Consider the following 13,646-nt stretch of genomic DNA (forward strand, 5'->3'; position numbering starts at 1 on the left):
GACGCGTCAGGTTCAGCGCTTGGCGGTCTCGCCAACCAGCGCCGCTTCCTTCTTGTCGGCGATCAGCGAGGCGTAGTACTGCTCGCCCTTGGCGGCGTCGTACATGCCTTCCCAACGCGCGATCACCAGTGCAGCCAGGGCATTGCCGACCACGTTCAGCGCGGTACGCGCCATGTCCATGATGCGGTCGACACCTGCGATGAAGGCCAGGCCTTCCAGCGGGATGCCCACGCTGCCCAGGGTCGCCAACAAGACCACGAACGATACGCCCGGCACACCGGCAATACCCTTGGAGGTCACCATCAGGGTCAGCACCAGCAGCAATTGCTGGCTCCAGGACAGGTCGATGCCGTACAGCTGGGCGATGAAGATCGCCGCGATGCTCTGGTACAGGGTAGAGCCGTCGAGGTTGAACGAGTAACCGGTCGGTACCACGAACGAGCAGATCGACTTCGGTGCACCGTACTTTTCCATCTTCTCGATGACGCGTGGCAGCACGGTCTCGGAGCTGGACGTGGAGTAGGCCAGGATCAGCTCATCTTTCATGATGCGCATGATCTTGATTACCGAGAAGCCGAACAGGCGGGCTACAAGGCCCAGCACCATGAAGGCGAAGAAGGCGATGGCGAAGTACACCAGCAGCACCAGCTTGGCCAGCGGCAGCAGCGAGCTGAAACCGAAGTTGGCGACCGTCACGGCGATCAGGGCGAATACGCCGATCGGGGCGTAGTTCATGATCATGTGGGTGACCTTGAACATGGTCTCCGACACGCCCTGGAAGGTACGCACCAGTGGCTCGCGCAGGTCTGCCTGGAGGCTGGAAAGGCCCAGGCCGAACAGCACCGAGAAGAAGATGATCGGCAGCATCTCGCCACGCATCAGCGCCGCGAAGATGTTCGACGGAATCAGGTTCAGCAGGGTTTCGATGAACGCATGCTCATGCTGCACCTCGGCGGCGGTCGCCTGGTACTTGGAGATGTCCACGGTGCCCAAGGTGCTCATGTCGATGCCGGCGCCCGGGTGGAACAGGTTTGCCAGGACCAGGCCGACAACGATGGCGATCGTCGTGACCACCTCGAAGTAGATGATGGTCTTCAGGCCGATGCTGCCCAGTTTCTTCGCATCGCCAACCCCGGCGATGCCCACGATCAGCGAAGAAATCACGATCGGGACGACGATCATCTTGATCAGGCGAATGAAGATGTCACCGGCGGGCTGGAGAACGTTGCTGATCCACCATGCCTTTTCCGCACTGAAATGGTTCAGTAGCGCGCCGATTGCAACGCCCAGGACCAGACCGATGACGATCTGCCAGGCGAGGCTCAGTTTTGCCTTCTTCATGTCTTTACCCTTTGTTCTAGTGGTCACGGGCACCGACCGGAAAAGCACGTAACAGAGCCGTTGGCAACGTCACGGGCATCGTACAGCTTCCGTCCGGAGGCCTCATGTAAGGACACCGCAAGCGAGCGACAAGGCGCTCGGGCCAGCGAAAAGGCGGCAACTATTGCGATGGGCACGGACGAAATCTAATGCCGGAAGCGCATACCCCATACCGTTTCGGCATAGTGAAATGCGACAAAATGAGGCATTCGCAAGTCATTGATTTATAACGTTCGGAAACCCGAACAAGACCAAACCGCCAGATCTAGGCCGATTTGGCAGTGTGCAGAAGCGGGCATTGATGGCCTGTTCGACAATCCGAATGGCCGAAATGACACTTGGCCATGACCGGCCTGGAGGCAAAAAAAATGATGTGCGGTCGAGACAAAATGTGTCTCAACGAGAAAAAGCTGAAAGGTGGGCTTTGAAACGAGGATGGCATCTCGGAAGCCAGGCCAGGTTTGAGTGGGAAAACTCTGTCCTGACCTGAACCTCCGATTTTGCCTTGCCTGACCCGGCCCATTATTGGAGGTACTCCCTGTACCCCTAGGCCACTCCGATCCTGCAACAATCAGAACAGCCCGGCCCCTTGGTCATGTGCAACCCCTCCTCGGGGCGGCGCATCATAGAAGCGAGAACTATAGAAAGGTTCCGCTTCTATTACGTGACAGTGCGCGACCTATCTTCCCTGACACTCAGTACCAGTTCGGGTCACGCTTGAGCTGTTCCTTCAGCATCGCCTGCATGCCTTCGTCCGGCTCACCCAGCCAACGATACTGCGCATGGCGGGTGGGAGACTTGTCGCTCGGCAGGCCTTCGGGTACCTCTACCAGCATTCCGTAGGCGTCATCCTTGTCCCAGCTGAACGCTACGATCAGGCGTTTGTAGGTGCAGTTGTCCTTGGATTCACACAGCGGGCCGACGAGGTATTTATCACCATCCTCGGTCACTGCAGACATCTGCTCCTGCGCACTGCCCGTCAGGTTGATCACCCAGTCGGGCAGGCGTTCCTCGCCTTCGATGGCGTCCTGCCAGGTTTCCCGGTATTCAGGGTCAGAGCCAAGCAGCTGGTCGACCCTGACCTGGCCATCATTGGCCGCCATCGCCAGTGCGCTGCTACCCAACAGCAGGGCCGCAGCCATGGCGTTGCAGAGCTTCCTGCTCATCGTCAACCTCGACCACGTCCAAAGAAGAAGGAGGCTACGAACAGGACCAGGAAGACAATGAACAGGATCTTCGCGATACCCGTGGCAGCGCCGGCGATACCACCGAAGCCCAGTACAGCGGCGATGATGGCGATGATGAGGAAAGTGATAGCCCAACTCAGCATGATGCTTCTCCTTTCTTTTTTGAAATCGATCCGGCCGCTGTCAAAACTGCAGCGCCTTAAAATACCCAGCGTTGCTGGGGCACTACTTTTTCAACGGTGGCTGGCGAGGTATTGGCAGAAGGCAGCGTTTGGGCTGTCCTCACCAAAGTAGTGGCACGTGTCGCCTGGATCTGCGCTATCAGCGCAGTCTGCGCCGCAACCTGCTCAGTCAGTCGCGCGGTCTGCCAGCTGTAGTAAAAAAGGCCTGTGGCCAAAGTCAGCAGCAACGCCATCCCAAGTAACAGGAACTGGCGCAGTGGCAGTGCGGCGATCTGCGAACGGTTGACGGATTGGCGGTTCATGCCGGCTTCTCCTGCTGTAATTTTTCTATTCAAACCTGAACAGGTAATTGCAGCCTGCATGCCAGCCTTTCAATTTCAGATAAATCCTTATAAATCAGTTACTTACACATCAATAGCGTTAAGCTGAAGGACGTATCCTGCACGATGCCCGCCGTGGGGTCGTGCGTATTGCACGATTCATCCTTCAACCTTGGTGGCCACCTTCAGCAGATCGGCGTCCACCCCCCGCACTCCAATGATCTGGCGCGCGATCTCGACAGCGATGGTTTTCTGCTCGCTGCTGACCACCTCACCGGACAGCCGCACCATGCCTTGATCACTGGCTACCCGAATGTTCAGCCCATCAAGGTTGCGGCTGAAGCGCAAGCTGGTCTGGATCTTGTCGATCACCCAACTGTCGGTTGGCTGCGCCGCGGTGGACACCCCCACAGGCGTTTCGCGAGCCTGGGCCATGGCAGCCGAATCCAGACTGACCAGGTTATTGACCAGGTACACACCGTCCGTGGTACGCGCTATCACACCAGCCAGGTCCTTGGCTTCAGCGCTGTCGACCTTGCCGCGCAGGGTAATCACACCCTCACTGCTCTGCACCTCGATAGGCGCCTTCTCTGTCGTACGGCTCCACAACAGCCGCGCACGGATGACGGCAGCCAATGTGGCATCCTCAAGACGCTGAGCGTAAGCCCTCAATTCGAGCGGGCGCTCTACCAGGCCGGGGTTGACCTGCAACTGGTTGTCTATCTGTTCGATGCCCAGAGTGGCCTGCGCGACGTGTTCGGCCAGCTGACGCTCGACCTCATTCTCGACCTCCCCTGTCAGGCGTGCCCGCTTTCCATCCACCTCGACTTCGATGCGAAACGGGTTGAGCATGCGATTGAGCGCCAGCGCCGTCTGCAACGAGCCCTCCAGGCGCGCGTCCTGAAGCGGGTCAGCGAACGCTGGGCCGCAAATGGATAACAGGCTGGCTGCCAACACAGCCGTTCGAGTGGTAAAGGACATGACTGCACTCCTTCTGTAGGCTAAATCCACGAATCATCGCAACCAATGTGCCACCGCAATGCTCTAAGGCAATCATTGAGATACGCGGGTTCACGGCATTCTTCGGCCATTGGCTAGCATGCATAGGACAGAATCCTTCAGAATTGACCATGCAACTTGCCCGATTTTTCCCACACTAAATGAAGATCTTTCCCAAAGGAGCGCTGGAAATGGAATCAGCCCAGGACAACCAAGGCCGTATTCTGCTCGTGGATGACGAGTCCGCGATCCTGCGTACCTTCCGCTACTGCCTCGAAGATGAGGGCTACAGCGTGGCCACGGCCAACAGTGCCGCGCAGGCCGAAGCCTTGCTCCAGCGCCAGGTGTTCGACCTGTGCTTCCTCGACCTGCGCCTGGGTGAAGACAACGGCCTGGATGTCCTGGCACAGATGCGCATTCAGGCACCGTGGATGCGGGTGGTGATCGTCACGGCGCATTCGGCCATCGACACTGCGGTCGACGCGATCCAGGCCGGTGCCGCCGACTACCTGGTAAAACCCTGCAGCCCCGACCAGTTGCGCCTGGCCACTGCCAAGCAGCTGGAAGTCCGCCAGTTGTCGGCACGCCTGGAGGCGCTCGAAGGTGAAATACGAAAGCCCAAGGACGGCCTGGACTCGCACAGCCCGGCAATGATGGCCGTGCTGGAGACCGCACGCCAGGTGGCGACCACCGATGCCAACATCCTCATCCTTGGCGAATCGGGCACCGGCAAGGGCGAACTGGCTCGCGCCATTCATAGCTGGAGCAAGCGGACACGCAAGGCCTGCGTGACCATCAACTGCCCGTCGCTGAACGCCGAGCTGATGGAGAGCGAACTGTTCGGCCACACCCGCGGCGCGTTCACGGGCGCCAGTGAAAGCACGCTGGGCCGCGTCAACCAGGCCGATGGTGGCACGCTGTTCCTCGACGAGATCGGCGATTTCCCTCTGACATTGCAGCCCAAATTGCTGCGTTTCATCCAGGATAAAGAGTATGAGCGGGTGGGCGACCCTGTCACCCGGCGCGCCGATGTGCGCATCCTCGCGGCGACCAACCTGAACCTGGAAGAGATGGTCCGCGAAGGCCGCTTCCGTGAGGACTTGCTCTACCGCCTGAACGTCATCACCTTGCACCTGCCGCCCCTGCGCGAGCGCAGTGAGGACATCCTTACCCTGGCCGATCGCTTCCTCGCCCGGTTCGTCAAGGATTACGCGCGACCTGCGCGCGGCTTCAGCGACGAAGCCCGCGCCGCACTGCTCAATTACCGCTGGCCGGGCAACATTCGCGAACTGCGCAACGTGGTCGAACGCGCCAGCATCATCTGCCCCCAGGAGCGCGTGGAAATCGTCCACTTGGGTATGGGCGAGCAACCGGCAAGCAACGCGCCCCGTGTAGGTGCGGCGCTGAGCCTGGATGAACTGGAGCGGGCCCACATAGGCGCGGTGCTGGCAGCCAGTGACACACTGGACCAGGCCGCCAAGACCTTGGGTATCGATGCCTCGACCCTGTACCGCAAGCGTAAGCAGTACAACCTATGAGATGGCCGATGAAGCTGCGTACGCGGCTCTTCCTCAGCATTTCAGCGCTGATAACAGTCGCTCTGCTGGGCCTGATGCTGGGTTTGGTCAGCGTCTTGCAAATGACCGCCGCCCAGCAAGCGTCGGTGCACAATACCACCCATGTTCTGGAAATAGGCTTGAAGCTACGGCAGAACCTGGGCGAGCAGCTGATGCTGATCCTCGATGCGCAAACTTCGCCCCAGAGCCTGCGAGCGCTGCAAGACAATTTCCAAGACCTGCTTGACCAAGGGCTCGCACAAGGCGGTGAACGTACCGGCTTCAGCAAGGCCAGCAGCAACTACCAGGCCTTCCTGAGTGCCTATCGCCAAAGCCCTGCCCCGGCAAACAGCATGGGTGCCGACCAGCCACTGGGCGCCGCGTTCAACCAGGTGCGCACCGACCTGATCGATTCGCACAAGCTTGCCATCGATTACATCACCCGCAGCGAACAGATGTCACGCGACCGCGCTTTGCTGGTCAGTGGTGTACTCGGCCTGACGGGCTTGGTTGTGCTGATGCTCGGCTTCTTTACCGCACACAACATCGCCCGCCGCTTCGGGCAACCCATCGAAGCCTTGGCCAAGGCCGCAGATCAACTCGGCCAAGGTAACTTCGATGTCACCTTACCCGTCAGCCAAGCCATAGAAGTCAACCAGCTGACCCGCCGCTTCGGGGTCATGGCAGAGGCGTTGCGCAAGCACCAGGAGACCAATGTCGATGAGCTGCTGGCTGGCCAACAACGCCTGCAGGCTGTGCTCGACAGCATCGACGATGGCTTGCTGATCATAGACCGCCAAGGCCACCTGGAGCATCTCAACCCAGTCGCCCAGCGCCAGCTCGGTTGGAGCAACAACCGCCTGGGCAGCCCTTTGGCAGAAGCGCTGCAGCGCCCAGAACTGGAGCAACAGCTGCGTCAGGTGCTGCGCGGCGGCAGCCTGGACCGTCCACCTGAGGACCTGAGCATAGAGGTCGATGACGAGTCACGCTTGCTGTCCTACAGCCTGACCCCGGTCAGCCACCCGCAAGGGCCGATCCTCGGCGCCGTGATGGTGCTGCACGATGTGACCGAGCAGCGCGCGTTCGAACGTGTGCGTAGCGAATTCGTGCTGCGCGCCTCACACGAACTGCGTACGCCGGTCACCGGCATGCACATGGCCTTCGGCTTGCTGCGAGAACGCGTGAAGTTTCCACCGCAGGCGCGTGAAAATGACCTGATGGAGACCATCAGCGAGGAAATGCAACGCCTGACCCAGCTGATCAACGACCTGTTGAATTTCTCTCGCTACCAGAGCGGCCTGCAAAAACTCGAACTCGCCCCCTGCGCCATCGACGAACTGCTCGAACGTGCCCAGGTACGGTTCAGCGAGCAGGCATCGGTCAAGCAGATCGAGCTGATCAAGGCGCTGGAGCCACCGCTGCCTCGGATCCAGGCCGACATCGCCCAACTGGATCGGGTGCTCGACAACCTGCTGCACAACGCCATTCGGCATACCGCCAGCGGCGGGCGAATCCGTCTCCATGCGCGACGCCACGCGGAACGCGTCATCATCAGCGTGGAGGACAATGGCGAAGGCATTGCCTACGGACAGCAGGGGCGCATTTTCGAACCCTTTGTGCAGGTCGGGCGCAAAAAGGGCGGGGCCGGGCTGGGGCTGGCATTGTGCAAGGAAATCGTGCAATTGCACGGCGGCCGCATGGGGGTCTTCTCCCGGCCTGGACAGGGGACGCAGTTCTACATGGCCCTTCCGGTCTGACGCTTGAGCTGAAGGTCGTTGGGGGCAACGCCTGGCCGGCCCCTGCACGTTCGCTCAAGGTTCGTCGTCTAGCCGCGGCCTTCGGACCTGCCGCCCCCGCGTCACCAGCTCGACGAACTGCCGGGCATTGAGCGGATGGGCGAACAGCCAGCCCTGACCATAGTTGACACCTTCACTGTTGAGCAGCACCGCCTGGGCCTCGCACTCTATGCCTTCGGCTATCACCCGCAGATGCAGGTCATGGGCCATGCGAATGATATGAGGCGCCACACCACTGCTGGCAGCATCATGCCCAAGCGCGTCGATGAAAGCCTTGTCGATCTTCAGGCAGTCCACCGGTAAGGTCTGCAGATAAGCCAGGCTGCAGTAGCCAGTGCCGAAGTCATCGATCAACACCTGATGCCCCACCGAGCGAAGCGCTTGCAGGTTGTCACGGGCCACCACCACATCGATCAGCCCCCGTTCGGTAACCTCGAAGGCGATCTGGCTGGCAGCCACCCGGTGCAGTGCCAGCAACCGCGCCGCCACCCGGCCAATGCGCGGGACCATCACGTCACAGGCGGCCAGGTTCACCGAGATATAAAGGTTGCGGTGCGAACGCAGCAACTGGCCAAGTTGCTCCAGTACCCGTTGCAGCACGAAATCGGTGATCTGGCGAATCTGCCCGGTATTTTCGGCCAGCGGAATGAACAGGTCCGGGCTGGTCAGGGTCCCGTCCGGACGCCGCCAGCGCACCAGCGCCTCAGCGCCAACGCAGCGCCGGCTGTCGAGTTCGATGATCGGCTGATAAAGCACCTGCAGTTCACCACGGCGCAGCGCGTTCTGCAGCTCGGAACTCATGGAGCGCCGCTGCAGGATCAGTTGCAGCACCAGCCAGCCGATACAACAGGCAGCCAGAACACTACCGGGGAACAGCAACCAGAGCATGCCGTTCATCCTCAGTGGCAGGCTGGCACGCGGAGCGATCAGCACCAGCTGGTAATCGGGCGACTTGGTCGGCATTCGATAGACAAGGCGGTCGTGCAGTTCGAACAACGAGTTGCCGCTGGGTGGCGGCCAATGCTCAGCGGGCGGCCAGACTTGTGGCGGGCCCAGCACGGGTATCGCTCTGGTGCCATTGTCCAGCACCACCAACAGGCTACCGCCCGGCGGCAGGTCAACCACGTCGGTCAAGTGCCCGCGCGAGGTAGAGACCAGGAAATTGCCGCGTGCAAGCATCAACGCGGCAAGGTTCTCGTTGGGTTCGGTGGTGGTATTGAGCCAATAGCTGTAGGTCGGGCCCTGGATGTCCGGCGCCCGCGTGGGCACGAAAGCGCGTGCCCCGCCGCGGTTGGAGCAGGCGACGTTGACGTCTACATACGCCGCCTCATAAATGAAACGCGAGCCCAGCCCAACCTGCTGCAACAACGCCAGCATCGCCGGGCTGCATCCGCGCAATGGCTGCGCCTGCAGGTCATCGACCCCCTCACGCAATTGGCCGAAAACCTGCTCGAGGCGGTCAAGAAAACGCTCGCCCTGAGCATTCATCTGCGCACTCTCGCTCTGCTTCATCTGCTGCAGCGCAATACCGATACTGGCAGTCAGCAACACGGCGGCGCTGGCCAACGCTGCCAAAGAGGCCAGCATCCAGGGACGGTAAAAAAATTGGCGCAACGCAGTTATCAGAGCCGACATGGGCAGCATCCAGTTGATATACAGGGTATAGCAACTGAATGGCGTATTGGCTTGGCCGTTTGGCGGAGCCCAGGGCGCGAAGGTTCAGCGCTTGCGGTTGAGCACTTGCAGCATGGCGGCTGTCTGCGCATCGGGCAGCCCGTCGAAGCGCTGTGGCCGGAAACGCATCTGGAACGCCGCAATGACATGGCGGGTAGCGACATCGAGCTGCCCGGTCTGTTCGATGGCGTAGCCGAAGCGTGCCAGTTCTTGCTGGTACCAGCCTATGCTCGGCGGGTTGACGTTGAAATACGCCTGCTGGCGCGCCACGGCGTCGGGCTCTGGCCATACCCCAAGCCCCGCATCGGCCAGACGCTTCCAAGGGAACAGCGGCCCCGGGTCCAGTTTGCGCAAGGGTGCGATATCACTGTGGCCAACGATATGGCTAGGGTCGATGTTGTTACGTTTGACGATGTCCTTGAGCAGCGCGATCAGAGACTGAATTTGCGCTTCGCTGTAGGGGTACCAGACTCGCCCGTTGGGCGTGGTGTCGAAGCCTGGGTTGACGATCTCGATACCGATCGAGCTCGAATTCAGCCAGGTTCGCCCCTGCCATTGGCTGTCCCCGGCATGCCAGGCACGGCGGCTTTCATCGACCAGTTGATACACCGTGGCAGGGCCATCTCCGATCAGGTAGTGGCTGCTGACCTCGCCGTGGGTCAGCAGCGCCAGCGAGCGCTCCAGCGAGGCATTGGTGTAATGCAGCACGACGAACTGGATGCGGTTGTCCTGGTTGGCCGAGGGGTGGCTGCGGTCGATACGCAGGCCGGTCGAACAACCGGCCAGAACGATTAGCAAAAATGCAGTGAACAACGCTTTCATGGAAGAAGCCAGGGTGGTTAGCCAGTGACGCTCTAGCATAACGTATGCGCCCCCGACTCACCCGCTCAGCTTTGTTCCACCCGATTACGGCCCAGGTCCTTGGCCCGGTACAGCGCCGCATCAGCACGCTTGAGCACCTGATCACCGCGCTCACCCGAGCGGAATGCGCTCAAACCGATGGAGGCAGTGATCACCACCCGTTCGCCCTTGAAATGGAACGGACACGCTTCGATCGCGGCACGCAGCACCTCGGCCACTTGGGCAGCGACGGTGGGTGAGGTCTGCGCCAGTAACAGTACGAACTCCTCGCCGCCGAACCGGGCGATGAAATCGCGCGGACGCAGGCGCTTGCGCAACTGGTCAGCGACGATCTTCAGCACCTTGTCACCCGCCAGATGGCCATAGCTGTCATTGATGCGCTTGAAGTGGTCCAAGTCCAGGATCGCCATCGCCAAATGGCCGCCGTTCTCCTGCCAGGCCTGCATTTCGCGCTCTACCTGCTCGCTCCAGGCCGCACGATTGGGCAGCCCGGTCAGCGGGTCGATCAATGCCTTCTGCCGCTGTTCCTCAAGGTGTTCGCGGTAGCCGAGGGCCTCTTGCTCCATGTTGGCGACGCGCTCGGCCAAGCCCTGTAGTCGCCCGGCGAGCTCCTGTTCGCGACGGTCACGCTCATGCTGATGCTCATCCATCGTGCCCAGCAGCCCTTCCAGGCGGTTCTCGAGAATGTGCTTGAGACTGTCCACATCGACTGCCCCTTGCACGCTGCTTTGCAGGCCATCGACCTGCTCACGCAGCTGGCTGTCCAGTTCGCGAGCAGCAGAACTGTTGTCGGCATGACCGGCACTGGCTTCATGAAGGTGGCCCTGGAAGCTTTCCAGGCGCTCATTGAGCTGCTGCAGGTAAGTCTCGAATTCGTGCTGCCCGCTGTCGGTGATCGCCAGCATAAGCACGGCCAGGTCATCGAGCACCGGGATCAGCTCGTACCAGTTCAGCCCCCGCGCCACGCGCTCGCGCATCTGCAGTGCCTGGGCTTTGTGGCGTTCCGGCAGGCTGAGGTCATCGAGCAGGCCGATCAGGGTTTGCTCGATATGCGCGGCAACCTGGCTGTAGGGCGGCTCGACTGCGTCAGGGAGCGAATAGGGCCCGTCTTCGCCGAAGGTTTCTTCCAGGGGTTTCAGCGCTTGTGGCTCATCGGCCTGCAGTAGCAGCTCGGCCCGAACGCCTTCGGGGCGCTGCGGCTCCTCAGCGCAGTCGGGTGCGACATCGTCCATTGCTGGGGCCGATGCCGGCGGCTCAGGTTCGCTTGGGGCGGGCGGTGCGACAACAGGCGTTGCAGGCACCACAGGTTCGGGGTGATCAACCTCAGGCGCTGCCAGCGGCTGCAGCTCGTCGATATCCCGGGGTGGCAGATCAACCAGGACCGGCCCGTCCGGCAATGGCTGCAGTTCAGGCTCAGCGATCGCAGAAGGGGCCGATGGCTCCACAGCGCTCCCACCTGGTTCGCTATCGCGGTTGCCGAACAAACGTTGCAAAAAGCCCGGCCTGGCCTCCTCATCCGGCCTGTCCAAAGAGGACAGCGCCCTCCCCTGCAAACCGCTCAGCTCTGCGAGCAGCGGCGGCAGCTCGCGCGACTGGCTGACGCCGCCGTCGAGTTTCTTCGCCAGTTTCTTGAGCGACCGCGTCACGTCACCGGACAACGGCAGGCCTTGCAGCTGCGTCACGAGCGCAGTCAGGGCATCGCTGACCTGGTTCATGCGGGTTTCGCGGCGCTGCTCGGAGTCGAGCACGGCCTTTTCAAGACGCGGGATCAACCCGGCAAGGCCGGCATCCATGTCGTCGCGGCGAATGACCTCACGCATTTCCTTCATGCACTGGTCCACTGCCTTGTCGCTGCCTTCAGCGGCCAAGGTACTGCGCACCAGGCCTCGACGCAGCAGGTCAAGCCGCGCGGCCCATCGCCGCTCCAGCTTCTCCTGCTGTTCGATGCTTTTAAGGTATTTTTCTTTCCAGCGCTCGGCTTCTTCGGTCATGCCTGGATCCGCAACGGGTGATGCATCGGTGGGCTGTGGTTACACGCTGTCGGCGCACGGCGGGAACTCTTGAATGCTCCATGGCCTTTTGCTGATCTAGCTCAGGACCGGAAGCGTATCCACAGTCAATGCATCAGGCAATCGGATCTCTACGGCGACCGGGAGATGGTCGGAAATAGGCTGGGCCAGTACCTCGACCCGCTCCAGGGTCAGGCTCGGGCTGAGCAGGATGTGGTCCAGGCAACGCTGCGGGCGCCAGCTGGGAAAGGTCGCTTCGACCTGCGGGGCGATCAGGCCCAGATCACGCAGGGGGGAATGGTCGAGCAAGTCATTGGCATGGGTGTTCATGTCGCCCATCAGAACCTGGTGGCGGTATCCACCGATCAGTTCACGGATGTAGGCGAGTTGGCGAGCGCGGGTCTTGGCACCCAGCGCAAGATGCATCATGACCACGATCAGGGCGTCCTCGCCTTCACCGAAGCGCACCAGGATCGCACCGCGACCGGAGGGGCCGGGCAGAGGATGATCTTCCAACAGGTGCGGCTTGAGGCGGCTGAGTACGCCGTTGCTGTGCTGGGCGAAATGCCCAAGGTTACGGTTGAGCTGCTGGTACCAGTAAGGGAAGCCCCCCAACTGGGCCAGGTGCTCCACCTGGTTGACGTAACCGGAACGAAGGCTGCCGCCATCGACCTCCTGCAAAGCCACCAGGTCGAAATCGTTGAGCAGGTCGCCGATTTTCTGCAGATTGCCGGCGCGCCCGGTGTGCGGCAGCAGGTGCTGCCAACTGCGGGTCAGGTAATGCCGATAGCGCTCGGTACTGATGCCGACCTGGATATTGAAGCTGAGCAGCCGCAGGCGACCATCTTCCGGCAGGCCATTGGCCTGCAGATGATGCTCGTTGACCTGCGGCTGGTGCAGGCCAACACCACGCGCGGTTCTGAACCGAGGCATGGGTTCGCCGCTTACTTAGCGGCGCGCTCCTTGTCGATCAGCTGGTCGGCGACATTCAGCACGCCTTCCGGGCCTTTAGCGGTGCCGAGGTCAAAACGGTATTTGCCGTTCACCACCATGCTAGGTACGCCAGTGATTTCGTACTTTTTCGCCAGCTCCTTGGCCTGATTGACCTGGCCCTTGATGGCGAACGAGTTGAAGGTGGCGAGGAATTTATCCTTGTCGACGCCCTGGGTGGCGAGGAAGTCAGCCATGTCGTCGGGATCGGTCAGGCGCTTGTGCTGGTTCTGGATGGCATCGAACACCGCAGCGTGAACCTTGTGCTCCACGCCCATGGCTTCGAGGGTCAGGAACATCTGGCCGTGGGCATCCCATGGCCCGCCGAACATCGCCGGCACGCGTTTGAAGTTAACGTCCTTCGGCAGTTTTTCAACCCAAGGGTTGATCACCGGCTCGAAGTGGTAGCAATGAGGGCAGCCGTACCAGAACAGCTCGACCACTTCGATCTTGCCGGGGACGGACACCGGAACAGGGTTGCTCAGCTCGAGGTATTCCTTGCCGGCTGTGGCAGGCTCCGCAGCCTGAACGGCGGACATACCGAATACGCTGGCGGCGACCAGCGCAGCGCTGAGAATCAGTTTACGCATGCTTTACTCCTGAGCAGTCTTTGGTCGCCTCTACACGACCTGTATTCAGACAGGTCGGGACGGGCCCGAGTTCTGTAGTGTACCGGCTGCGGACCGAAAAAA

12 protein-coding genes are annotated in these 13,646 nt (G+C 61.1%); 2 read left to right on the forward strand and 10 right to left on the reverse strand.

Going from position 1 to position 13,646, the window contains the following annotated elements:
- Positions 1-12 precede the first annotated feature (12 nt).
- From gltP to ABRP30_RS27360, 5 genes are all read right to left on the reverse strand, one after another.
- A complete protein-coding gene (gene gltP / locus ABRP30_RS27340) occupies positions 13-1,341 on the reverse strand; it encodes a glutamate/aspartate:proton symporter GltP (protein WP_012316843.1) in 1,329 nt (442 codons plus the stop codon).
- A 734-nt stretch (positions 1,342-2,075) separates the two neighbouring features.
- Positions 2,076-2,546 carry an inhibitor of vertebrate lysozyme family protein gene (locus ABRP30_RS27345; RefSeq protein ID WP_349975538.1) on the reverse strand — a complete coding sequence of 157 codons (471 nt, stop codon included), beginning with the start codon at positions 2,544-2,546 and terminating at the stop codon, positions 2,076-2,078.
- A gap of 2 nt (positions 2,547-2,548) precedes the next feature.
- Positions 2,549-2,710, reverse strand: coding sequence for a DUF1328 domain-containing protein (locus tag ABRP30_RS27350; protein ID WP_008092060.1), 162 nt, complete (start codon positions 2,708-2,710; stop codon positions 2,549-2,551).
- A 56-nt stretch (positions 2,711-2,766) separates the two neighbouring features.
- Positions 2,767-3,051 carry a hypothetical protein gene (locus ABRP30_RS27355; protein WP_267824138.1) on the reverse strand — a complete coding sequence of 95 codons (285 nt, stop codon included), beginning with the start codon at positions 3,049-3,051 and terminating at the stop codon, positions 2,767-2,769.
- A gap of 177 nt (positions 3,052-3,228) precedes the next feature.
- The gene (locus ABRP30_RS27360; protein WP_349975539.1) at positions 3,229-4,050 is read right to left on the reverse strand and encodes a BON domain-containing protein; all 822 of its coding nucleotides are present in this window, start codon (positions 4,048-4,050) and stop codon (positions 3,229-3,231) included.
- Positions 4,051-4,259: 209 nt separating this feature from the next.
- Here ABRP30_RS27360 and algB point away from each other — a divergent pair, with 209 nt between their 5' ends.
- Both algB and ABRP30_RS27370 read left to right on the forward strand, forming a co-directional pair.
- The gene (algB, locus tag ABRP30_RS27365; RefSeq protein ID WP_241806789.1) at positions 4,260-5,606 is read left to right on the forward strand and encodes a sigma-54-dependent response regulator transcription factor AlgB; all 1,347 of its coding nucleotides are present in this window, start codon (positions 4,260-4,262) and stop codon (positions 5,604-5,606) included.
- Complete coding sequence (locus tag ABRP30_RS27370) at positions 5,603-7,381, forward strand: KinB sensor domain-containing domain (protein ID WP_267819658.1); 1,779 nt, start codon at positions 5,603-5,605, stop codon at positions 7,379-7,381. The genes algB and ABRP30_RS27370 overlap by 4 nt, the downstream gene beginning before the upstream one ends.
- Positions 7,382-7,435: 54 nt before the next feature.
- Here ABRP30_RS27370 and ABRP30_RS27375 read toward each other — a convergent pair whose 3' ends face one another.
- The 5 genes from ABRP30_RS27375 to dsbA all read right to left on the reverse strand — a co-directional run bounded on the left by ABRP30_RS27375 (position 7,436) and on the right by dsbA (position 13,544).
- A complete protein-coding gene (locus ABRP30_RS27375) occupies positions 7,436-9,055 on the reverse strand; it encodes an EAL domain-containing protein (protein ID WP_267819660.1) in 1,620 nt (539 codons plus the stop codon).
- Between the two features lie 84 nt (positions 9,056-9,139).
- On the reverse strand, positions 9,140-9,916 hold the full coding sequence (locus ABRP30_RS27380; protein WP_372490377.1) for an N-acetylmuramoyl-L-alanine amidase: 777 nt from the start codon (positions 9,914-9,916) through the stop codon (positions 9,140-9,142).
- A 65-nt stretch (positions 9,917-9,981) separates the two neighbouring features.
- Positions 9,982-11,946 carry a GGDEF domain-containing protein gene (locus ABRP30_RS27385; RefSeq protein WP_349975540.1) on the reverse strand — a complete coding sequence of 655 codons (1,965 nt, stop codon included), beginning with the start codon at positions 11,944-11,946 and terminating at the stop codon, positions 9,982-9,984.
- A gap of 96 nt (positions 11,947-12,042) precedes the next feature.
- Positions 12,043-12,897 carry an endonuclease/exonuclease/phosphatase family protein gene (locus ABRP30_RS27390; RefSeq protein ID WP_241806795.1) on the reverse strand — a complete coding sequence of 285 codons (855 nt, stop codon included), beginning with the start codon at positions 12,895-12,897 and terminating at the stop codon, positions 12,043-12,045.
- Between the two features lie 11 nt (positions 12,898-12,908).
- Positions 12,909-13,544 carry a thiol:disulfide interchange protein DsbA gene (dsbA, locus tag ABRP30_RS27395; protein ID WP_267819666.1) on the reverse strand — a complete coding sequence of 212 codons (636 nt, stop codon included), beginning with the start codon at positions 13,542-13,544 and terminating at the stop codon, positions 12,909-12,911.
- Positions 13,545-13,646: the final 102 nt, after the last annotated feature.

This window comes from Pseudomonas sp. WHRI 8519 (assembly GCF_040224055.2).
GTDB classification, from domain to species: Bacteria; Pseudomonadota; Gammaproteobacteria; order Pseudomonadales; family Pseudomonadaceae; genus Aquipseudomonas; species Aquipseudomonas putida_X.